Below are 21,668 nucleotides of genomic sequence, written 5' to 3'. Positions count from 1 at the left end.
TCCAAAGGTAAGCACCTGCATCGCAGGAACAAAAAAAGTCGCCAGATTGGCGACTTTTGTCATGAAAAATTCCGTTATGGTTGCGGTAATTTCAACCTACCACCATCTCCTTGATTCAATCAGGACCATTCATCAATGAACGCTTGAATGCGCTGCTTCACTTCCGAACGCTTCTCTTCGGTTATCCCGCCGATTTTAGCTTTATTCAGGTGCTTGAGCGCATCATTCAGATGTTTCACGGCCTGTTCCTGCTTCCCTTGCTTCTGCTTCAGCTCCGCTTGTTTCAGCGCATTGCCGATCTGCTGGCTCAGCGGATGGCTGATATCGCCTTGTTGCTTCCAGGACTGAATATCGTCCATCAGTGCCCCAATCGTATCCGATGCTGCAGCATCCGACACTTCAATCTTCATCAATTGCGTATCATTCGTGTAGTAAATATGGCCGTCGTGTCCGAGATTCACATGCTGGGATTCCGCCAGCGTCTGAAACTCCATCGTAACCGGGTCAACCACGGTGACGTGACCGGCAAGCGTCAGATACATGAGGCCGTCCTCGCTCCAGCGAATATACACCGGACGCCAGTTGCCGTATTTCTCCACGCCTTTGTATATCGTTTTGCTTTTTACGATTTCCAGGGTATCCGGATCTACGGCAAAGAGCGTCCCGTCGTAAGCCGCCCACAGCAGTCCGTCCGGACCGAAGCTGGTTCCGCTAATAATATGCGGCGTTGGAGAAGCACCTTCAATAGAAGGAACCCATTCCTTCTCCACCTTGCCCGTCGCGATATCCCAGACAAACATTTTGGCAGCCGGCTCGGAAGGCGTGATGCCCAGCCCGCCGGCAACGGTGGTTGAGCCATATACCTTACCGTCTTTTACCGCAATGCCGACAATCGATTGATTGTTGATGACGTTTTTGTATTCGGTATACTGGCTGCCGTTTGCCGGATCATAGATCGTCAAGGAGCCGCCCAGCTTGCCGTAGTCCGGTATGGTGCCGATGAACAGTTTACCTTCCGCTGCTCTCATGATAAACGGACGGTCCTGACCGGTAATTTTGAACAGGCTCTTGCGCTGAGTCGGATTCTCCGCATTGTATTCAAAAATATCCGCACCCGGATATACGCCCATATACATCTTGCCGTTCATGGCGACCATGCCCTCCGACTGACCCATTGGGAAGGTTTCGAAGGTTCCGGTGTCAATGGAATACGCGGACCCTGTGCCGCCAGGGTAACCGCTGATAAACAGCCGTCCATCCGGACCGTTCTCCATGGTTTGAACAGGAATCGGATTACCTTTCACCGGATAAGGTACGGCTTTGACCTGCTTGGTCGTCAGATTCATGTAAGCGACGCTGCCTCCGAATTGAACGGTTGCAAGCGAAACACCCGGTAGATCCGGATCGTTCGGCACCTCCACCCAGGCCGTATTGCGCAGGAACGTTCCGTACACGACGCCGGTGTCAACAGCAGCAAGGGTATTCAAATCCACTTCCATCAGATGGTTATTCTGGACGAAATAGATTTTATTGCTGCCCTCCGGCCCGTAAGAGAGGCGGATGCCTTTATTGTTCAGATGGTAGGTATCGCTCCATTGCTGCAGCTCCAGGTCATAGAACAGAAGCCCGCTGTTCCCTTTGCCGATGCCGGCAACCAAATATTTGCCCGCAACGTCCAGCTGGTTCACCATACCGATGTCTACCGCTCCGTTATAGGACGGAAGCTGGATGTTTTCCTTCTCCCCAGTCGCTACGTTCACTTTTACAATGCTGCCTTCAATCCCGATGCCGACATACAGATATCCGCCATGATATGCCGTGGAACGGCTGTAGCTTTGGCCCGTGCCTACGATGCCGTAGTCCTTCATTTCCCCTGTAGCTGGATCGTATCGGCCCGCTTTCGCATTCGGGTAAGAACCAAAGTAGACACGGCCCTGTTCATCGTGAGACAGGCCGTACACAACCTGCTCACCGATGCCGCCCAGATTTTTCAGCTGTTTCGTGACCGGAGAGTAGGCGTACAGCGTGCCGTTGCCCCCGATATACACCGTGCCGTCCGGGGTCGTCAAATGCGTCCACGAGCTTTCGGAACCCGTTAGCGGATGCGTGCTCAGCACCTCTTTGGTTTTCAGATCAATGACATGAAAAATAGCCGGCTTGCCGGACACCGTCGTATAAATAACCTCCCGTCCGTCTTGTATGCCAAAGGCCCCGTCATATATGGCAACGCTTTGCATCGGGGAGCCCAAATCGATAGGGTCGCTGTAGGTTTTGCCGATTTCCGCCGAGGCGCTTGCCGGGAAGAAAACCGCAGTCAGCAATGTGATGCAAATGGCGAGACATAGATGACGGAGTCCCTTCTTCGCTTGAGATTTGCTGTGGGTAACGTTCATCAATTCATCCTCGTTTCTGGTATGGAATGTACTGCCAAATCAATCAAATGGACCGACCTATAAGGGCAACTCGAGCGTTTACCTAGCAAGGATCGCGGCATCCCTCCTCCGTTATGAAGTGTTGTTCATGCTTCTCTGGTATTTATGTAGTTCATATGTTCGCAAAGAATTTAGCATACACCCCACTGTCTGTCAACTGGTTCTTATCTGGTTATTCAAATAGAAAACGATAACTCAAAAAAAAAGCCGCGACCTCATCGGTCGCAGCTTTCGTAACCATTTAGGTTCCTGCCGTTTTCCTGCTCAGCACGGATATCAGTTCCCTTTCGTCTACAAGGTAGGAGAAATATTGCTTCAGCCGTTCCCGGAACAGCAGCATCTCGTCCAGGCTAAGCCCTACATCTCTGCAGGTCTTATACAGCGGGGCTATTTCTCGATGCAGGTTGAGACGGGACGGCCGGCCTTCCATCTCCGGATCTACGTTCTCGGTGATGTAACGGTTCGCCGGAATGCTGTAAGTATGCCTGCGAATGTATTCCTGCACTTCGTCAGAGACTAAGAAATCGGCAAAGCTCTGGGCCAGCTCCCGCTCCTTGGAGCACGCGCTGACCCCGATTCCGGTGCCCAATAGCAGGGTTGTCCCATGATCAAAATGCGGCAGCGGCGCGACGTCATAATCAAAGGTCGCTCCCTTCAGCTGGTTGAGCAGATAATAGGTCGTCAGAATGACAGAGACCTTTTGCTCGCGGAACAGCTTCTCTGCTTCAAAAGCGCCTTGGGCCAAGGCCAGCGGGAACATGCCGTCCTCGTGAATCAATCCGCGAAGCCAAGACAGCCCCTCGACCGCACGGCTCCACGAAGCATCAATCTCAGCATTGCCCCTTCGCTGCATGAGGAATATCGGCCAGCGGTTCAACGAGTACAATTGCAAGGCCAGGCTGTAGCGCCCGGGGCTTCTCAGCTCACGCAGCATTCGCTGGAGATCGTCCCAGCCCCAACTGCTGTCCGGCTCAAACTGGCGCTTTTCCCGCAGATGCTCTTTATTGTAGGCCAAGAGGACGGGAGAATGAATGAACGGCTGCGCCGCCAGCCGGCCTTCGGCATCCATGAACGGGCTGTGCAAAAAAGTATAAGTAGACGCGCGCGGCTCCTGACGGTAAAACAGACCGGTACTGCCGTTCTCCTGAAAATGCATCATATCCTGGATGTTGACGGACAGCACATCCACAATGCCAAGCCTCATCAGATTGGCGATGCTTTCCGGATGTTCGTAGGGAAGGTCCACAATCTCCACAGCCACCCCCGGATGCCGCTCCTGAAATAAGGCGAGCACATCTTCCATTTCGGCCTCCGCATATAGGGAAGGGTACAAACCGAAACGAATCTTACGGGTTTGCCGGGAAGCTGCAACTACTTGGGTGCCTACGCGAGGCACTTTCACGATCAATTCTTCCTGAACCAGCTGATCCAGCGCCTGCCGGACTGAATTTTTGCTCAGTCCATACAGCTCGATCAGGGTCATCTCCGATGGTAGATATTCGCCTTGAGCGTAAGTGCCGCGTTTTATTTGTTGGCGCAGGTCGGTGACCATGTGCTTCATTTTATTTTGATACGTATACCGGTCGGATTTAGCCATATGAGACCACCTTTATTTACCATAACTGGTTTGCTGCATCAATCCATTCTTATAGTATAATCACTCTTCAGTTCGTTTGGCAAAATGAAATCCTGTGAAAGCTGTATCCGGGCAGACAATCGTTGAATTAACAATGCTACAAAAAAAGCCGCCAGGATAGGCGACTTTACACTTCAACGTATTTTTCCGATATCGCTTTAAGTAAAAACGGGATACTTCCGGGCATATTGTTTGGACACCCGGTATAATTGCTCGATCTCCAGCCGTTGGGTGGCACTGAATTCCTCATGATTTTTCGAACGGCAGCGATAGTTTGTCAGTATGCCCTCCAGCATGAGGTAATACTTGGCATTCACCGGGTAGAGCTGCTTCTCAAGAAATGACGACACACTAAGAAAATCAGACAGTTCCCCTGCCGCTTCCGGTTGGCTTTCCCAATTCCTGAACAGCCATGCATACAACTCGGGGTGGAAGTTGGCCATCACGCCGCTGAAGCCGAAAGCGCCGAGCCGGTAGCTGTCCAGAAGCGTCGCCGTATTGGCGTTGAAGATTTTCAGACTTCCGCCCCGGACCGCCTTGAGTTTATCCCCGATCAGCTGCAGGTCGCAGCTCACGTCCTTGATAAACCTGAAGCGTCCGGTATCGGAGCATTTCTTCAGCATCTCGGGCGTCAGAAGCCGCCGATACGGGGCTGGACACTCATATAATCCGAGGGGGACCTGTTCTGGTAAACGCCCGAGCAGCTTATCGAGATTCGCCAGCCACACATCATCGGATTCCTCAGCGGCGGCAAGCCTGTTCGTGATTAGTACGACGGCATCGACGCCGGTTTCGGCCATGGCGTTCAGCTCTGTTACCTGGTCCTCAAACGCATCCGATACGTGACCCGATGCAATGACCGGTACCCGGCCGGCAGCCTTCGCTTTGACGAAGGCTGCAATCAATACGCGCTCCTCCAGAGTCAATGTATACATTTCGCTGGATTGACAGACGGCAAAGAGTCCGTCTGCCCCCCGTTCGATATACCAATCGATAAGGCGCTCCAAGGCCTCGTAATCCACATTGTTCTGCTCCGTAAACGGCGTTAGCATAACCGGCCAGTTGCCATCGGTGATGATCTGATACATATGCGTCCCCTCCTGAATGGTTCGTATCATTGGTTGTGCTTTATTCTTTTGCAGTCAGTATATTTTGCGGTTCCCTTCCTTCGAATATATCCAGCAATGCCTGAGCGGTAATCATGCTGACCCGCGTATAGGTCTCGAAAGTCTCGGCTGCGGTGTGCGGCGTCGTTATCAGGTTCCCGATTTGCAGAATCGGATGGCCGGGGGTTACGGGCTCTGACTCGTAGACATCGATGGCCGCCCCGGCGATGACTCCAGACGACAGCGCCCGGGAAAGCGCCTGTTCATCCACGACGGCTCCTCTCGCGGTGTTGATGAACATGGCGGATGGTTTCATCCTGGCAAAAGCCTTGTCATTCATAATATGGTGCGTCTCTTTCACGCTGGGTAAATGCATGCTGACGATATCGCTATGCGCCAGCACATGCTCGAAAGTTGTCATTGCAACGCCGTATTCCGACGCTTTAGCTGTATCTGGATATTTATCATAAGCGATAATCTCGACATCAAAGCCCTTCAACTTCTTCGCGGTGAGCTGTGCGATATTCCCGAAACCTAAAAGGCCGATCGTTCCTCCAGCTAGCTCAGAGCCGACAAAACGTTCCCAGCCGCCGTTCTTCGTCGATCGATCCAGCTCGGGAATGTGCCGACGGACCGAGATCATCAATCCGATCGCCAGCTCGGCCACCGCGTTGGCATTGCCTCGTGGTACATTGGTTACTTGTATCCCATACTTTCTTGCAGCCTCCAAATCGATATTGTCCACGCCAACGCCGAAACGGGCGATGCCTTGAAGCTGCGGCGCAAGCTTGAATACCGCCTCATTCCAAGTATCCACGCCGGCAATGACGCCGTCGACCGATCCCACCACTTCCTTCAGTTCCTCGAACGTCAGCGGACGTCCGAAACGATTCTCGATGATCTCGCATCCATGGCTTTCGAGCAGCCGCTTCGCATCCGCGCACAGTTTGGAGTAATTCGTAGCCGTTACTAACACTTTTTTCGCCTTCATTATTTAACTCCTCCTACCGTCATTCCGCTTACCATATATTTTGATGTAAACAGATACATCACGATGACCGGAATCGATGCAATAATGGAGCCACCCATCAGGGGTCCCCATGCGAAGACGTCGCCGACGATCATATCCGACAATCCCAGCGTGATCGTCTTGTCAGCGCCTTTTGTGACAACAACCAATGCATACAGATATTCGCTCCAGCATAACGTGAACGAAAAAATGAAGGTAGCCGCAATGCCCGGAGCCGATAACGGAAAAATGATCTTGGTCATCGTACGGATTCGCGAACATCCATCGATCATGGCCGCTTCCTCGATTTCGTCCGGGATGGATCTAAAATAGGAAATGAGCATCCACGTAGCATACGGAATCGTGATCGTCGGATAAATCAGCATGAGACCGTAAATGGAATTGTTGATGCCGATGGCCGTCACCAGCATGTACAGCGGGATAAACAGAACGGCTCTCGGCATCAGGTACGCATACAGAATGCTTTTGGAGATGAAGCTTCTTCCTCGAAACCTGAGCTTGGAGATCGCATATGCAGCCAACATGCTGACCGTGATCGAGAACAAGGATACGATCAACGAGACGAACAAGCTGTTTTTGATATTCGTCATAAAGCCCTTTTCGTTGATCAGCTTATCGTAGGCGGTTCCGAGAAATTCCTTCGGCCAAAACGTAGGCGTCATGGAATAGATCTCCCCGTTGGATTTGAAGGAGGTAATCACCATCCAATATAAAGGGAAGAGCGCGAATATTAGCAGCAGCGCGAGCGTCGAGTATACCGTAATTTGCTTGCCGAGCGAGTTCTTCATTAAGATCACTCCTTACTTGTCGGACGCCAGCGAACGCTTGGTCACATAATTGATCAGCATGATAAGCGGCGGCAGCGTAATGAGGGAAATCGCAATTGCTTTGCCGAGACTCATGTTCAGAAAGCCGACGGTATAGCTAAGCGTGGATAACACCTGCGTGCCATTGTCTGGACCGCCGCGTGTCAGCAGCCAGATAATCTCGAAGTCGTTCAGCGTCCAGATGGTGGTGATGACGGAAGACAGTATGGTCACTTCTTTTACCGAGGGGAGCGTCATGTAGAAAAAGCGCTTGATCGCTCCCGCTCCATCCAGCATAGCGGCTTCATACATCTCTTTGGACACCGTCTGCAGTCCGGCCAATATGGCAATGCCCATGAACGGAATGCCCCGCCACACGTTGACGAGAATGACCGAGAACATGGCCAGGTCCGGTGTGGCCAACCAGCCGACGGGACTGTCGATGAGCCCTGTTTTGAGGAGCATGGCATTCAGCACGCCGCCGACGTCGGAGTAAATCCACTGCCAGGTAAATACGGAGACGATCGTGGGGATGGTCCACGGAAGAAACAGCATCACCCTGAAAAAGTTTCGAGCAACGATATTCTCGTTAAGCACGAGCGCCATAATCATCCCGAAGACCGCTTTCAAAATGACGGCCACCATCGTAAAGACAACCGTATTCCATACCGCCTTCCAAAACACGGAATCGGTAAATAGCTCCGTATAGTTGCGCAGGCCGATGAACGTTTCGGGAACGCCGACCACTTTATTCGTCAAGCTAAGATAGACCGCCCAGCAAAAAGGGAGCGCCATGACAGCCAGCAAATAGATTAGCACCGGACTCATGAGAAGATAAGCCAGCCTGCTGCTTGTATCACTTATTTCCCGCCTAGGCGCCCGGGTTTTCCCCGGCGTTGTTTGGACTTCCAAGCTTTTCATTGAGAGCACCTTCTTTCTGACGCCTCAGGCTCATCCGCAGCCACGGACCTTGCATCGATGCCTTGTAATCGGACTGCGGAGCCTGATGCGCGGTTAAGTCATAACCCTACTTCACGTATACCGCCTCGATCTTGCTCTGTAATTCGTCCACTGCTTGTTGAGCCGTGAAGCCGGAATCCAGAAGCATCTTTTGGAAAACGTCGTTGACATATCGAAGGTTATAAATCTCTCCAGCCTTCGGGTTATACTCCGCAGGGTATCCAAGGAAAGCGAAATGTGCGATGGAGTCGACGAATCCTTTGTTCTTCTCCTCCTGCCATACGGATTCGTTTGCCAGGTCCGTGTAAATCGGACCGGTCAATGGAGCTCCATTCTGCACCCACTGGCCGTACCAGGCTTTGTCCGTCATATATTCGATGAAGGATTTGGCAAGCTCCTTGTTCGCAGATGCCTTGAATATGCCTAGATTGTTGCTAATGCCAGGCACTACCGCTCCCTTCGGTCCTGCGGGCAGCATGGCGATCCCCGTATTCTCGTACAATTCGGGATTATCGTTCTTGATCGTCGCAGCCAAGCTGCCGACGTTGAAGATCATGGCCGACTGGCCGCTTAAATACGATTTGTTGTTGCCGCTGTCATCCCATCCGATGGAGCTCGGAGGCGTTACCTTATCTTCGATGAAAATGTCCCTGATCAACTGAACCGCCTGAAGAGTTTCGGGCGAATTCACCGCTACATTCTTGCCGTCCTCGGTATCGAGGGAACCTCCGTAGGACCAGATGATCGCCCGGGTCAGCCATTCGGCATCCGAATTGCCTTTCCCGTACCCGAGTCCAGCGCCGTATATCCCTTTGGAAGAATCCGTGAGTGCCTTCGCCATTTCGCGGAATTCCTCCCAGGTTCCAGGCGGCTCGCTGTAACCGGCTGCCTGAAGCATGTCCTTGCGATAGTATAAAGCCGTGGACTCGGTCCAGAACGGCACTCCGTATAACTTGTCCTCGAACGTCACGGAGGTTTTCAGGCTGTCCTGTATTTCCCCGTTTGCGTTCTCCACGCTGCCCACAACGTCGGTAACCTCCTCAAGAACGTCCTTGGCATAGAACTGTCCGACTTCCTGGTAGCCGAAGAAGGAGACGTCCGGCGTAGTACCCGATTCGATGGCTGCCGACCATTTCGGATAAAAGTCCTCGTAAGCGATAAACTCCACGTTGACATTCACATCATGCTCTTCCCCGAACTGTTTTGCCCTCTCTTGGATCATCTGGTTTTGCTCTTCGAACATCTGCTTCTTCATCCAGAATGTCAGGGTTTCCTTGCCCGGCTCCTCACTCCCTGATCCGCTGCCACCCGTTCCCCCTACGCTGCATCCTGCCATCAATATCATGACTAAAGCTGCCGTTACCCATCGTATGGAGTTTTTCTTCATCTTCATCATGTTCACCCCTCAGCATATAGTGGAATGTCCTTACACCATTCATTGTAAGGGCTTCATAAACTGGGTTAAATGATATAGGCTTAACATCCGCTCTCCTTACTTAACATGATGCCGCAATCGAAAGCAGCGGCCGAATTAGACAAAAAAAGCCCGCTTCCAGCCCAAATGCATGGCTGAAAACGGACGGTATTACAGGCTTTATTACGGCATTCCGGTTTCCAAACTGTTTCGGTATTCTTGCGGCGTCACGGAATAATACTTTTTGAACACCCGAATAAAATAATTCGGGTTGTGGTATCCAAGCTTCAGGGCAATTTCGAAGTTTTTCAAGGAGTGGTCGGCCAGCAGCTCGGCCGCTTGCTCCATTTTCAATCGGAGCACATAATCGCTCACGTTCGATCCGGTCTCCATTTTAAAGAGGCGGGACACGTGAACCGGATGCATATACATATGGTCCGCAATGGCTTGCAGGGAAATATCCTGAGACAGATGATCCCGTATGAACCGTTTCATCCGGGACACGGCAGCGCTCCGGTCGCTGCGCGTTGCCTGTTCGGCGCTTGACTCCAGTAGAGGCAGAACTTGGCCCACCCATTTGCCGAGCGTGGCCGCAGTCGTGCATTGCGAGAGTCCCGTTACATCCGCAAGGGACGCTCCGACGATATCGGCCAGACTGCGTCCGTTCTTGTGCGCATATGCGCTTAGCGAGGAATATATATAGAAAAAGGCTTCGGTTACATGCTCTTGCGATTGGCTGTGCGCGAGCGACAATTCCTTCAGGATCTGCTCAAGTTTCTCTTGGATTTGCTTCCAACTGCCGGATTCCAGCAGATGAGGGAGCAGCGGAGGCTCATAACACTTTTGCAAGGAACGGACCGGATGCAGCTCCTCCTCATCTTCTGCGTAAACGAACATATCACTGTGGCTGCCGATATGGCGGCGCAAAGCGAAAAGACTGTCTTGATACAGCTTTCGGACATCTTCCGGGAAGGAACCTCGCTTTCCGATCAGGACGGAGATTGTTCCTTTCAGGTAACGGCTGACATTCATCTGCAGCTGTGCAGCGAAATGCTTGAGCTCATTCTCCTCCGTATGCTCATGAGGGTGCATCCTAGCCGCCGAATCATCGCTTTCAAAAACAAAAAAGACGAGATATCCATGTATGTCCCTGCATCGCCACAATCGAAACCGTTCCCCGAAGATCTCGTCCGCCATGTTACCGATCGCGTACTCCATGATGGAGGAGTCATAAGGGCTCATTTCCGTCAGACGGTCCTCCATGCGTACAAGCATCAGAGCCGCTTGGTTTCCGTTGGCGGATTTCATTTCAAGCAGCTCCAGTTTTTCGGCCCAAACGTTCTTTGGTGATTTCATGCCTTGAAGCAGCTGATTCAGGAATTCGCCTCGAATATGTGGCAGATTAACCCGAAAAGCCTGAACCGCGCGATTATAGGTTTCGCTGGACTCACGCTCCTGCCGCAGCGATTCCACAGCTCCGCCTACTTTTTCAAGAACGACTTCGTCGCTGACGGGTTTTAGCAGGTACTCATAAGTGCCAAGCGTAATGGCTTCCTTCGCGTAAGCAAAATCGGCATACCCGGACAGCAGGATCGTTTTGATATGCTTCCATTTTGATTTCGTGATCTCGACAAGCTCGAGGCCGTTCATCCGTGGCATCGTGATGTCGGAAATCATGATGTCGACCGGCTGCGTCTGCAGTATTTCCAGCGCTTCGAAAGCGGAGTATGCCTTGCGCACCTCATCGATTCCGATTTTCTGCCAAGGTATCGTATGCGCAAGCCCCTCCACCACGCTTGCTTCATCATCAACGATCAGCAATGTATACAACGTTATCCCTCCCTTCCCTACTCGGTATTTCCCAGCATATTTCCACGCGAAGTCCTCCTGACGGCGATTCTGAAAAGGACAAGCCCGCATGTTTGCCGTACCGGGTGACCAGTCTCTGATGAATGTTCCATAGGCCGAATCCCCCGCTTTCGTTCAAAGGCTCTTCGACCTGCCGCTTCAGCTTGTCGATGATGCCTACGTCCATGCCCTGGCCGTTGTTGTCAATTCTGATCCTGCATCGACTCCCTTCGATTTCTCCGGAAATATGAATCATCGCGAAATCCAACTGATCCTCAACACCATGGATGACGGCATTTTCCACGATAGGCTGAAGCAGAAGACGCGGAATCTCGAGCTGCATCATGCTGTCAGGAATCTCGATCTCGAAGGTTAGTCGCTGAAGCCGCAGCATCTGAATCGTTAAATAATTGTCAACCAGCTTCACTTCCTCTTCAAGGGGCGCGGTCGGTTTTTCCAGTCGCGTCGTGTACCGGTAATACTCCCCCAAGTTCAGGGCCATGGCCACGACAGCTTCCTTATCGCCAAGATTGGCCATGTTTTTGATGTAGAACAGGCAGTTATACAGGAAGTGAGGGTTAATTTGCGATTGGAGCTGCTTAAGCGTGGCTTCCTTGGATCGCAAAGACTCTTTGTACACCCGTTCGATGAGCTCCTCGATTTGCTCTGCCATGTTGTTGAAGGAGTGAAACAGATACATGAACTCGTTCTTCGGCACATCCTTCAGGCGCGTCATGTATTGACCGTCCCTGATCCTTCTCACCGCATGAAGCAGGCGGGAAATCGGACGCTGGACATTGCGGTACAACAACAAGGTCAGCAGTAAAACGAGAACAAGCAGGAGCGATACGGAAATATAAAAGAGGGCGCTGCTTAAAGTGATCGGGGAATATACGCTGTCCAGGCGGACGAAATCCACCAGATACCAGCCCAAACTGCTGGACAAGACGTAATTCATTACATATTTGCCCTGCCCCGATTGCACGATTCGGCTGCCCTCTTCCCCAAGCTGCAATTCGTTCAGGGTGCCGGCGGCCATTCGTATCGTTTCTTCGACCGATGTGCTGTTGGCAATAACGGTTCCGTCAGGTGCATACAGGAATGGCTCGCTGTCCCCGTCCTGTTTCAACCGATTCAGCATATTGACCAGATTCTGGTCGGTGAAACGGACCTCCACGATCAGATCCTGCGAAGAAGCGGACGTTCTCATCCAGCTAAAAAAAGCTTGTCCTCGCGAATCCCGTTGATAAGTCCAGTTCTGCTTATGGGCATGAGCCAAGTATTCGGCATCATACCTTGCCGACAAGTCGGTTGTCAGCAATTCACGATACTGCGTCAGGTACATTAAGATTTGGCTGTCCCAGCTGCTAGTTGCAATCTGCATGTTCAACATATCCGTGATCCGCTGCTGGCTGTCGATTCGTTCCATGGGAGTGCTGCCTGAGCGCTCCGCCAGATAACTCTTAATCCCGTCATCATTGCTCGCGATCACCGAATATTTCGTTAGCTGGTCGATCATGGCGTCCATCTGACTCATGAAAAACGTCAGTCGGTTCCGCTGGCCCTCCTCCACAGCCGAACGGACGACGTTGATGCTGACCTGATGGGAGTAGGCATACAGCAAAATAATCGGAATAACCAGGACCGCCAGCAATGTTGTAAGCTTGGCAAACGTACTTGTTCTTAACCGCTTCATCAATAACATACCCCCGTGTCAGAGCGATTCGCTCTACTTCTCGCTGTCGATCAGTTCTTGCAATTGAACGTTTGCCGACTCCGCAGCAATTCCGACATCTTCGCCGATAATTCCTTTCACCACGATACCGCCGATAATGTCCCGTGCTTCCTTCACGTGAATGACTTTTGGACGGTCGTAGCTCATTCCGATCGGAATGGATTCATTGATCACCGGAATCAGCTCATCCGGAAAGCCGGAGATTCCTTCCTTGTCATGCCACAGCGAGCTCCGCGCTCCCGGATTACCGATCTTCTGGGCTTGCAGCACCATGTCCCTGCCCGAAGCCCACTCGATGAATGCCCAGGCAGCATCCTTGCGGGCAGAATTCGCATTGATGCCAATGGCCCATGCAGTGGTGCTATACGGCTTGCGACCGGCATCACCTGCCGGAAAGAGCGCATACCCGATCTTCTCCTTGGCTAATCCCGATTGCGCTAGCAGGGAGTAGATCGCGCTGGCATCGGTGAAAAATACCGCCTTTCCTTGCGCAAAGAGATCTGCGGATTGCGGCCAGCTGTAACTAAGCGCATCGGGCGGTCCATAGTTTCCGAGCAGCCTTACATATCGCTGAATCCCCTTGAGCGTTTCCTTTGTGTTCAATGCCGCTTTATCTGCGCTTAGAAAATTCCCGCCCTCGGAGTAAACGAATGACGATAGCTGGGTTACGAGAGCGCTTCGCTGCCCTCTAGCGACAAATCCGTACATGCCATGCTCGGGATCATGCACCTGTTTAACCGCCGCTTCCAGCTCTTCTAAGGTCTGCGGGACTTCGATCCCTTTTTTCTCTAGCAGGTCCTTGCGATAGTATAGTATCTGCTGCTCCGTCGATAGCGGGACGGCAAGCAGCTCCCCGTTCACCGTTACCGATTCCAGCGCCGTTGAAGAGAAATCGGCGAAGTCGTAACGCGGGTTCGATACGGCATACGATTCCAAGGGCGTTAACCAGCCGTTGTTCTCATACAGAATTAGCTCTTCCAGCGGCCGGATCATGAACACATCGGGACTTTCGCTACCTACCGTCATCTGTACGAACATCTTTTGGCTGAGCTGCTCATTGGTCAACGCTTGAAAATCCACCTTGATACCCGTCTGCTTCTCAAATTCGGGAAGATGGGCGCGAAGGATGTCCGCAACCGGATTTTTAGCCATATATGCGGTAATCCGCACATTGTCAAACGGGCGTTCCGGTTGGTGAGACATACTGCTGTCGGCCCCGTTCCTCCCCGCCATGCATCCGGTCGCCGACACCATGATGACGACAATCCATAACACCATGCAGAAACGTCCTGCAAACTTCATAACTTCCCCTCCTGTCAGTCGGTCATAAATCGATATTAAAGCGTTTACAATGGAGAAGACACTGAAAAAATTTAACATATGGTATACATATTTAGCCTTTCATGCATGGACCTAATTCTCATTCGGCATTACGACAGACGAAATGGCCCTCTTTATCAAAGACTTTATTAATAGAAAAAAGCCGCTGATCTCGTTCCGATTAGCGGCTTAGAAATTCACCTATTCTGCTTTCTCTTCATAGACAACGACGGTCTGACTTTCCGCTTCCCACTTGACGGTTGCATTCAATGCCTCGCTTATAAATCGTACGGGCACATACGTATTGCCCTTTGTAACGGTAGCTGGGGCATCCAGCGAAATTTTCTTGCCATTGACGGACGCTGTTTTACTGCCAACCAGGAGTTGGATGCTCACTCCGTCCTTCGAGACGGTGATGGAACGCTTTTCAGGATTCCATATAACCTCAGCCTCCAAAGCCTCGGCTATGGCGCGAAAAGGAACATATGTATTGCCTTTTTTGACAAACGGTTCGGTGTCCGAAGCTTCGCCGTTCACATACAGCTTAACTCCATTCTTTTTACCTGCCTTTTTATTGAGCTTTCCCATGGTTTTGTAAAGATCCAGGTTTTTAAAATTGGCTTTGATGGCTTCTTCTTGCAAATACACGGCTTCAGTAACGCTGCCGTTTGTTTCAAGCATGTCCGCTGCCGCTTCTAACGCCTTGTCCTTTTCTATAATGGCCTCAAGTTGTTTTTGTTGCTCGTCCGTTAACTCGGCCGCATATTCGGTAAGCAAAATATTGGCTAGAACGGCGCCTGCCGGTTTATCCTCAACGTTTTGAATGGCATTTAGCAAACCTTTGTATCCTTTGTGTCCTTTGTTCTTGGAATCGACTTTATCGGTGGAAGGGTCGTTTGCTTTCTCTGTTTCCGGCGTTGTGGATTCCTGAACCTGGTCCTCTTCTTTGCTGGACTTATCAGAGGAATCGACTTCCTCGGTTTGCTGCTTGTCATTACGAGTTTCTTTTTCTTTTGGTCCCTTTGGCGATGCCGCGTTACTTGTCTTGCCGGGGGGCGTGTTGCTTGGTTTGGCTGAGATCGTGCCTGCGGCGGTCGCAAACATCAGGGCCGCGCTGGTTAGCAGGATGACTGTTTTTTTCATGATGATTCCTCCTGAATGATCAGATATGCATGCTCCATTCTTTATCGGCAGAAAAAATAGACTTCAATAGATCATCGTAAAGATTTGAATAATGCGGTGAAAATCAAAAAGCCGCCATGAGGGCGACTTTTCTTGCACATCTATTTTGTTATGATCTGCATTCATATTGATAGTAGTCTTGTGCATGCACGGCTTTAAATCCAACCGACTCGTATAACCTCAGCGCATGGTCGTTTTTCGTTTCGACTTCCAAGTGCACCGAGTATCCGGCTGAGCTCTGTTCCTTCACGATTCGCCGCAACGCTTTTCTGCCTATTCCTCGGCCCTGATATTCCGGCAATATGGAGAAACCATAAATCCACGCCTGCCCCTCTTCGCGGCTGACTCGAAGCTTCCCGACCGTTTCTTCGTTTACGTCAATCATGAACATACCCGTATTATCAGCAAAATGATGGCTCTCCATCGCCCTGGCATCTTCTTCGTCCAATCCGAATGCTTCCACGGATAAGCGCACGCTTGTTTCATAATCTTCCAATGTTGCCTGCCTCAGCAGAATACCGTCCGAATCCTCAAGCGGCATTTCCTGCCACGTCATTTGATGCTCCGAGAAAGCATGCTCCGCACCTAGTTGGTGCAAAAATGCCTTTGCCGCATCGGATCCCGCTGGCGCGTTCAACAAGATTTTCTTGTATCCGGCGAGTTTTACCTGTTCCATTCCGAGATGAAACAATCGCTGGAAATGCCCTTTTCGTCGTTCGGCAGGCTTTACCATGCCGCATACTTCGACGGTCGAGCCAAACGGATATAGCCCAAGAAACGCTACAAGTTCCTTTTCCTCATAATGAAAAAAATCCAGATTCTCCGTTTTGCGTTCTCTGAGCATTTCCCAATTCAGCTTTAATTGGACATGGTCATGAAGTTCGCACTCGGCTTGCAATCGTTCAATGTCTTTTAGCTGTTGTGTCGTTAGCATGTTATCTCCTAATCGGTTCTGAATGTAATTTACGGTCTCGTGCTATTTCAAAATATGGGATAATACGGCTACCGGCTTCCGGCCGGTGATCAGCTGTTGGCCATCCGTATAACCCTCTTCGCGTCCTTCAAGCTCTCCGATGAGGACCGAACGCCAATACCGGATTCGTTCCTGCCGATCTTCGTCCCCGATCGCGTTGTGCAGCTCATTGGGATCTTCAACCAGATCGAAGAACTGCTCCTTGCCTGTTTGGGAGAACCAGATGTATTTCTCCTTTCCGTCGGTAACCCAATGATTGGACTGAAGCCCTTGAGCGTGCTCTCCATGAAGATGGGGACGCCAAGCAGGCTTGCTTCCCCCATCCCTTCCTGCTGACGCTAGTCTCCAGATGCTCTCGCCTTCGACCGTTTCCGGTATAGGCACGCCGGCCGCTTCCAGCAGCGAGGGCATGATGTCCCGCATTTCCACGACATGATCTGAAACCGTGCCGCTCTTCAGGCCTAAACGGTTGCCGGGATCGTTGACGATAAACGGCACGCGGGTGCTGCCTTCGTACGGAAGAGACTTTCGGAATAAATGATGGTCCCCCAGCAGCTCGCCATGATCGGAAGTAAACAGGATCACCGTGTTGCCTAGCTCCCCATATTCGTTCAATGATTGCAAAAAGCGTCCGATTTGGTGATCGATATGCGTGATCAGGGCGTAATAGGCAGCCATCGCTTTACGCAGACGGCGTTTCGGGACAAGTCCCCGCCCCGTTATAGGGGAGTATCCGGCCAGATCCGGGTCCTCCGTCTCTGCCCAATCGCCAACCGGCGGCTCCGGAATATCGGCATCCTCATACAGATCCAAGTAGGCCTGCGGAGGGTCGAACGGAGGATGCGGCCTGACGAATGACATCCACAGGAAGAACGGCTTCCCGGGGTCCCGTCGCCGCAAAAAGTCAATCGACTGCGTTACCACCCAGTTGGTTGGATGCTGCATTTCCGCCAAATGCCAAGGACGAGCGACGGTTGATGAATTGCAGTCCAAACCAAGATCGGTCATGTCGGCGCCCGGCACCCTCTCGCGAAGCCACTGCAAGTAATCGTCAACTTGATCGTAATGCTCCTGCATCGGAATGCCGTGGTTATTGCGGTTGTGATGCAGGTAACCATCGTGAAGCATTACGTTGTGGAACCCCAGCAGATTGCGTGCAGGGTAAACATGCATTTTACCGATACACTGCGTGTGATAACCGGCTTTAGCCAATTCCCCCGGCAGCGTCTCCTTGTAATTCCACGGGACGCAGTCTTGATAGCCGACACGGCCGTGAGCGCGCTGGGATTGGCCGGTGAAGATCGCCGCTCTTGCAGGTACGCAGGTGGGTGTGGCAGAATACGCACGGCTAAACCTTACGCCGCTCCTTGCAAGCTCGTCCAGATTGGGCGTTTCCACCACAGGGTGACCTGCTATGCTAAGGCAATCAAAGCGCATCTGATCGACCGTAATGAGCAGCACATTCGGCCTTCCCTGGCATTGAGTCGAATTCATCATATTCCCTCCTCGGCATGATACTGATATCTATTTGATCATACCTTGTTGCTGAGGGTTGTCAATTACTCTGCGATTATCCGTAATGGCCCAGGATGATTACGACGGTTATGAATCCACCAATCCTACTCTGCTTTACTTCTCTGTTACGTCTACGTTTTTGCCATAGGCTTCAAGCTGCGTTAATGCCGGAAAAAGCGCCTCATCGCCTTTGATCAATCGTTTGAGCACCAACCATTCCACTTTGCGGGGTTGAATCTCAAAATATTGGATGCTCCGGCTTTTCACGGGATAGAGCTGCTCCGTTGAACCATCGGAGAATGCAATCGTGACTTCCTTCCACCAGCTGTCATGAGGAAAATCGCCGCGTAAAACAAGACCGATCCGGTCAAGCTCAACCGTTCGCCCGAAATCCAGCGTCAGCTCCGCATCCGACTGCTGGTTAATACCCCAGGATTGATATGGATAGGAGCCGTGATTGTTGTTGGCATAAATGCCGTCGATCGCATTGCGCGCAAAGAAGGTGGGATCATTTCGGGTTTCCACGTTGGCGTGAGCATGCGGGTAAGCGTTGGAATCATGCTTCTGGTCATGGGTATTCAATACCAAATTCCGATATTGGGTAATTTCGCTATCCGCCGCATAGCGTACCGAAACATAATGTTTTGTCCCCGTAAATGCCTTCTCTGGGTAGGCTTGCTTGAACGACAACGGTATTTCGTATTCCCAGCTGGTTCCCTTGACATATACCAGGGACGGAAAGAGTGCCTCATCCAACTGAACCACCAAATACCGATTCGGGTGCTCCGTCGTAATTCTAAATTTGTCGCCGGCGGCGTATTCCAGCTGTTGACAGGCCAGATAAGTGAAATCCTCGTCTTCCCGCTCCATCACGCGGTCATGGGAGGATTGCGAATGACGGTCACCTTCCACCCTCACGTTCTGTTCACGATTCAGCAATTCAATTTTGATTCTTGGCATGATCCTTCTCTCCTTGTTCAAGACATATAATGAACTCAAATGGATTTATATGAACCCATACGAACATTATACATCGAACGAAACGAACAGCAACTCCTACGACAATAAACATCAATGATTATTTTTCAAGTGCAAATAGGGCTGCTGTTGTTCCATGAATCTGAGTCGTATCAAAAACAGGAATATTCGTATCTTCCTGTTTAATAAGAAGACCAATCTCAGTACAGCCCAGTATGACTCCCTGGGCACCTTGCTTCTGTAATTGGTTGATCACACGCAAATATTCGTTCTTGGATCGTTGAGAAATAATACCCAAGCACAATTCGTCATAAATGATATGGTTGATAAGTTGTATGTCATCTTCATCAGGAATCAGCATATGAATGCCGGCTGCAATCAGTTTTTCCTTGTAGAAATCCTCAGTCATCGTGTATTTGGTTCCAAGCAAAGCTACGTGATTTATGCCGCTTTCCATGAGCTTCTTCGAAGTGGCATCTGCAATATGAATAATGGGAATACGGATTCTTTGCTGAATGATTGGAGCAACCTTATGCATCGTATTGGTGCAGATTACGATAAAATCCGCACCACCCCTTTCAAGGTTTACGGCAACATCTCCTAAAATTTCTGCGCTCTTGTTCCAATTCCCAACGGCCTGGCATTCTTCAATTTCTTGGAAGTCCACGCTGTATAGCAAAATTTTTGCGGAATGCAGCCCACCCCATTGTTCCTTTACGACCTCATTTATAATCTGATAGTACATCACGGTGCTCTCCCAGCTCATGCCTCCGATGAGTCCAATTGTTTTCATCATTGCCTCCGTAAGTATCAATTTTTCTGTGTCATTACTCTAATGTAAATAGATGTTATGATCAACGCAAGCAGCAGCCTTCGTAACCGGTCGACAAGACGGCCGTCGTGCCGAAAGCCAGGAATCCGTTAATCATAATGAGCAGCAGCCCTGGCGCCAACGCTGCCAGTGGCCAATGGAATCAGATCAGCCGATCAGCATCCATTCAAAAAAAGGACACTGCCCAAATCAGGCAGTGCCCTAACTCTCTCTATGACTCATAATCAGTGCATTACAAAGTCATGGCATGTCCATATTTCGCGAGGAAGGCTTCCTTAGCTTTGTAGTCCTTCATCACGCTGCCGACGCATCGCCAGAAGGATCGGTCATGATTCATATGCAAGAGATGACAGAGTTCATGAATGACCACATAATCAATGACCTCGATGGGCGCCATCGCGAGGCGATAGTTGAAAGTGAGATGCTTCGCCGAGCTGCAGCTGCCCCATTTCGTTTTGGACTCCTCGATGATGAAGGATTTCGGCGTGACTTTGAGCTGCTTCTGATAAATTCGGATTCGTTCCGCGATCACCTTCTTGCAGCTTGCGAAGTAAAATTTCTTCAGATCCCGTTGAAGCTCCTCTTCCGTTCGCCCGTCCGTTTCGATTAACTCATGCAGCGAATAATACTGCCCAAGATGAAGGAATTTGCCTTCATCCTCGTATGCCTTGACCTTCGGAGCCGTTCGGGCTGCCTCGATCGCTTGCAATTGCTTCACGATTTTGCTCCCATGCCGCCTTACGGCGTTGATCACCGTCTCATCGCTTGTACGATTCGGTGCCTTCACCGTGATCAGACCCGATGGGTGGACATGGATCGAAAGCTTTTTGCGTGGACCGTATTCTACATGACATTCGATTTGTAGTTCTCCTACTTGGATTTTCATCTATCACCAACATCGTTTCCGTAAGTTTTTTATTGTCAGATGGCGGAAAGTCGTTTAAACCTCACGATTGCATCTCGTTTTCGATTCGTTTCATAAAGTCTTCGGCCGCACTGTAGCCGAGTTGTTTAAGATACCAATTGTTGGCCGCCGCCTCGATCAGACTGGCTACGTCGCGCCCCGGCTGAAGCTGAACCTCGATATGAGGAATTTGGATGCCTAGATATTCCGTAAATTGAGGCACGGCCTCCAGCTCGTTGTTTAGGGAATTTTCACGCCAAGGCACCAATTCAATGTCAAGCACGATTCGCGTCTCATCCTGAAAAGCCGTGCGCCCGTATTGACGCACCACGTTGATCAACCCGATGCTTCGCAGCGCGAGAAACTCCCGGGTTGTCTCATTATGCGTTCCGAGAAGAGTCGAAGGGCCCAGCTTTTTGAGCACCACGATATCGTCCGCCACAAACCGGTGGCCCCGCCGGATAAGGGTGTGGGCCGTTTCGCTTTTGCCAATACCGGATTTGCCCCGGAGCAGGATTCCAATGCCGGATACATTCACGCACACCGCATGGATCGACATCTCCGGAGCCAGCGTCTTCACCAAATAACTGTTCAACTTGGCAATAAACTCCGTTGTCGTCTCGGTTGTACGCAACAACGGTATGCCTTCCTGATTGCAGAATAGAGTCAGATAAGGGATCTCCTGCTGTCCTGAGGTGACAATAAAGCACGGCGGATGATATTTGACGATATTTCCGATATGCAGTTTGCGTTCTTCTATGCTAAGCGTCAATAAATAGTTAATCTCCTTACGGCCGAGCACCTGCACTCGCTCCATCGGAAAAAAATCGAAATACCCGACGAACTCCAGACCCGGTCTGTGCGTCTGCGGACGGGTAATCATTCGATCCATGCGATTGGCGCCTGCAAGCACTTCCAAATGAAATAACTCCGTAAGACTTTGAACGGTGATCGACTTCATGTTGTTCTCCTCCTGCGGCTATAAGTGTTCCTGAAA

Annotated in this window: 17 protein-coding genes; all 17 read right to left on the bottom strand. The window is 50.9% G+C overall.

The window, feature by feature from the left end:
- Window positions 1-119 precede the first annotated feature (119 nt).
- The 17 genes from RB298_RS12545 to hprK all read right to left on the bottom strand — a co-directional run bounded on the left by RB298_RS12545 (window position 120) and on the right by hprK (window position 21,632).
- Window positions 120-2,393 carry an FIMAH domain-containing protein gene (locus RB298_RS12545; protein ID WP_486047221.1) on the bottom strand — a complete coding sequence of 758 codons (2,274 nt, stop codon included), beginning with the start codon at window positions 2,391-2,393 and terminating at the stop codon, window positions 120-122.
- Between the two features lie 280 nt (window positions 2,394-2,673).
- Complete coding sequence (locus tag RB298_RS12540; protein ID WP_486047220.1) at window positions 2,674-4,029, bottom strand: ABC transporter substrate-binding protein; 1,356 nt, start codon at window positions 4,027-4,029, stop codon at window positions 2,674-2,676.
- Between the two features lie 197 nt (window positions 4,030-4,226).
- Window positions 4,227-5,156, bottom strand: a complete 930-nt coding sequence (locus RB298_RS12535; protein ID WP_486047219.1) for a dihydrodipicolinate synthase family protein — start codon at window positions 5,154-5,156, stop codon at window positions 4,227-4,229.
- Window positions 5,157-5,196: 40 nt separating this feature from the next.
- Complete coding sequence (locus tag RB298_RS12530; protein ID WP_486047218.1) at window positions 5,197-6,165, bottom strand: phosphoglycerate dehydrogenase; 969 nt, start codon at window positions 6,163-6,165, stop codon at window positions 5,197-5,199.
- On the bottom strand, window positions 6,165-6,992 hold the full coding sequence (locus RB298_RS12525; RefSeq protein WP_015735795.1) for a carbohydrate ABC transporter permease: 828 nt from the start codon (window positions 6,990-6,992) through the stop codon (window positions 6,165-6,167). Before RB298_RS12525 ends, RB298_RS12530 begins: the two co-directional genes overlap by 1 nt.
- 12 nt (window positions 6,993-7,004) lie before the next feature.
- On the bottom strand, window positions 7,005-7,931 hold the full coding sequence (locus RB298_RS12520; RefSeq protein WP_486047217.1) for a carbohydrate ABC transporter permease: 927 nt from the start codon (window positions 7,929-7,931) through the stop codon (window positions 7,005-7,007).
- Window positions 7,932-8,037: 106 nt separating this feature from the next.
- A complete protein-coding gene (locus RB298_RS12515; protein WP_486047216.1) occupies window positions 8,038-9,363 on the bottom strand; it encodes an ABC transporter substrate-binding protein in 1,326 nt (441 codons plus the stop codon).
- Window positions 9,364-9,567: 204 nt separating this feature from the next.
- Window positions 9,568-11,214, bottom strand: a complete 1,647-nt coding sequence (locus tag RB298_RS12510) for a response regulator transcription factor (protein WP_375120084.1) — start codon at window positions 11,212-11,214, stop codon at window positions 9,568-9,570.
- A complete protein-coding gene (locus RB298_RS12505) occupies window positions 11,192-12,928 on the bottom strand; it encodes a sensor histidine kinase (RefSeq protein ID WP_486047215.1) in 1,737 nt (578 codons plus the stop codon). Before RB298_RS12505 ends, RB298_RS12510 begins: the two co-directional genes overlap by 23 nt.
- A 33-nt stretch (window positions 12,929-12,961) precedes the next feature.
- Window positions 12,962-14,269, bottom strand: a complete 1,308-nt coding sequence (locus RB298_RS12500; RefSeq protein ID WP_096774108.1) for an ABC transporter substrate-binding protein — start codon at window positions 14,267-14,269, stop codon at window positions 12,962-12,964.
- Between the two features lie 219 nt (window positions 14,270-14,488).
- Window positions 14,489-15,430 carry a copper amine oxidase N-terminal domain-containing protein gene (locus RB298_RS12495; protein ID WP_096774109.1) on the bottom strand — a complete coding sequence of 314 codons (942 nt, stop codon included), beginning with the start codon at window positions 15,428-15,430 and terminating at the stop codon, window positions 14,489-14,491.
- A 148-nt stretch (window positions 15,431-15,578) separates the two neighbouring features.
- Complete coding sequence (locus RB298_RS12490; RefSeq protein ID WP_486047214.1) at window positions 15,579-16,403, bottom strand: GNAT family N-acetyltransferase; 825 nt, start codon at window positions 16,401-16,403, stop codon at window positions 15,579-15,581.
- 42 nt (window positions 16,404-16,445) lie between these two features.
- On the bottom strand, window positions 16,446-17,936 hold the full coding sequence (locus RB298_RS12485; protein ID WP_486047213.1) for an arylsulfatase: 1,491 nt from the start codon (window positions 17,934-17,936) through the stop codon (window positions 16,446-16,448).
- Between the two features lie 135 nt (window positions 17,937-18,071).
- The gene (locus RB298_RS12480; protein ID WP_486047212.1) at window positions 18,072-18,917 is read right to left on the bottom strand and encodes a hypothetical protein; all 846 of its coding nucleotides are present in this window, start codon (window positions 18,915-18,917) and stop codon (window positions 18,072-18,074) included.
- A gap of 118 nt (window positions 18,918-19,035) precedes the next feature.
- The gene (locus RB298_RS12475; protein ID WP_486047211.1) at window positions 19,036-19,728 is read right to left on the bottom strand and encodes an aspartate/glutamate racemase family protein; all 693 of its coding nucleotides are present in this window, start codon (window positions 19,726-19,728) and stop codon (window positions 19,036-19,038) included.
- A 271-nt stretch (window positions 19,729-19,999) separates the two neighbouring features.
- A complete protein-coding gene (locus RB298_RS12470; RefSeq protein ID WP_096774114.1) occupies window positions 20,000-20,653 on the bottom strand; it encodes a M48 family metallopeptidase in 654 nt (217 codons plus the stop codon).
- 61 nt (window positions 20,654-20,714) lie between these two features.
- Window positions 20,715-21,632, bottom strand: a complete 918-nt coding sequence (hprK, locus tag RB298_RS12465) for an HPr(Ser) kinase/phosphatase (RefSeq protein WP_009593767.1) — start codon at window positions 21,630-21,632, stop codon at window positions 20,715-20,717.
- Between the last annotated feature and the right edge of the window lie 36 nt (window positions 21,633-21,668).

The organism is Priestia sp. BR_2 (assembly GCF_041954005.1).
Taxonomy (GTDB): domain Bacteria; phylum Bacillota; class Bacilli; order Paenibacillales; family Paenibacillaceae; genus Paenibacillus_AQ; species Paenibacillus_AQ lautus_A.
This window is presented reverse-complemented; position numbering and strand designations above follow the sequence as displayed.

Bases quoted from the DNA above. Each gene is read 5' to 3' on its own strand.
- RB298_RS12545 (WP_486047221.1), bottom strand. From the start codon at position 2,393: ATGAACGTTACCCACAGCAAATCTCAAGCGAAGAAGGGACTCCGTCAT.
- RB298_RS12540 (WP_486047220.1), bottom strand. From the start codon at position 4,029: ATGGCTAAATCCGACCGGTATACGTATCAAAATAAAATGAAGCACATG.
- RB298_RS12535 (WP_486047219.1), bottom strand. From the start codon at position 5,156: ATGTATCAGATCATCACCGATGGCAACTGGCCGGTTATGCTAACGCCG.
- RB298_RS12530 (WP_486047218.1), bottom strand. From the start codon at position 6,165: ATGAAGGCGAAAAAAGTGTTAGTAACGGCTACGAATTACTCCAAACTG.
- RB298_RS12525 (WP_015735795.1), bottom strand. From the start codon at position 6,992: ATGAAGAACTCGCTCGGCAAGCAAATTACGGTATACTCGACGCTCGCG.
- RB298_RS12520 (WP_486047217.1), bottom strand. From the start codon at position 7,931: ATGAAAAGCTTGGAAGTCCAAACAACGCCGGGGAAAACCCGGGCGCCT.
- RB298_RS12515 (WP_486047216.1), bottom strand. From the start codon at position 9,363: ATGAAGATGAAGAAAAACTCCATACGATGGGTAACGGCAGCTTTAGTC.
- RB298_RS12505 (WP_486047215.1), bottom strand. From the start codon at position 12,928: ATGAAGCGGTTAAGAACAAGTACGTTTGCCAAGCTTACAACATTGCTG.
- RB298_RS12500 (WP_096774108.1), bottom strand. From the start codon at position 14,269: ATGAAGTTTGCAGGACGTTTCTGCATGGTGTTATGGATTGTCGTCATC.
- RB298_RS12495 (WP_096774109.1), bottom strand. From the start codon at position 15,430: ATGAAAAAAACAGTCATCCTGCTAACCAGCGCGGCCCTGATGTTTGCG.
- RB298_RS12490 (WP_486047214.1), bottom strand. From the start codon at position 16,403: ATGCTAACGACACAACAGCTAAAAGACATTGAACGATTGCAAGCCGAG.
- RB298_RS12485 (WP_486047213.1), bottom strand. From the start codon at position 17,936: ATGAATTCGACTCAATGCCAGGGAAGGCCGAATGTGCTGCTCATTACG.
- RB298_RS12480 (WP_486047212.1), bottom strand. From the start codon at position 18,917: ATGCCAAGAATCAAAATTGAATTGCTGAATCGTGAACAGAACGTGAGG.
- RB298_RS12475 (WP_486047211.1), bottom strand. From the start codon at position 19,728: ATGAAAACAATTGGACTCATCGGAGGCATGAGCTGGGAGAGCACCGTG.
- RB298_RS12470 (WP_096774114.1), bottom strand. From the start codon at position 20,653: ATGAAAATCCAAGTAGGAGAACTACAAATCGAATGTCATGTAGAATAC.
- hprK (WP_009593767.1), bottom strand. From the start codon at position 21,632: ATGAAGTCGATCACCGTTCAAAGTCTTACGGAGTTATTTCATTTGGAA.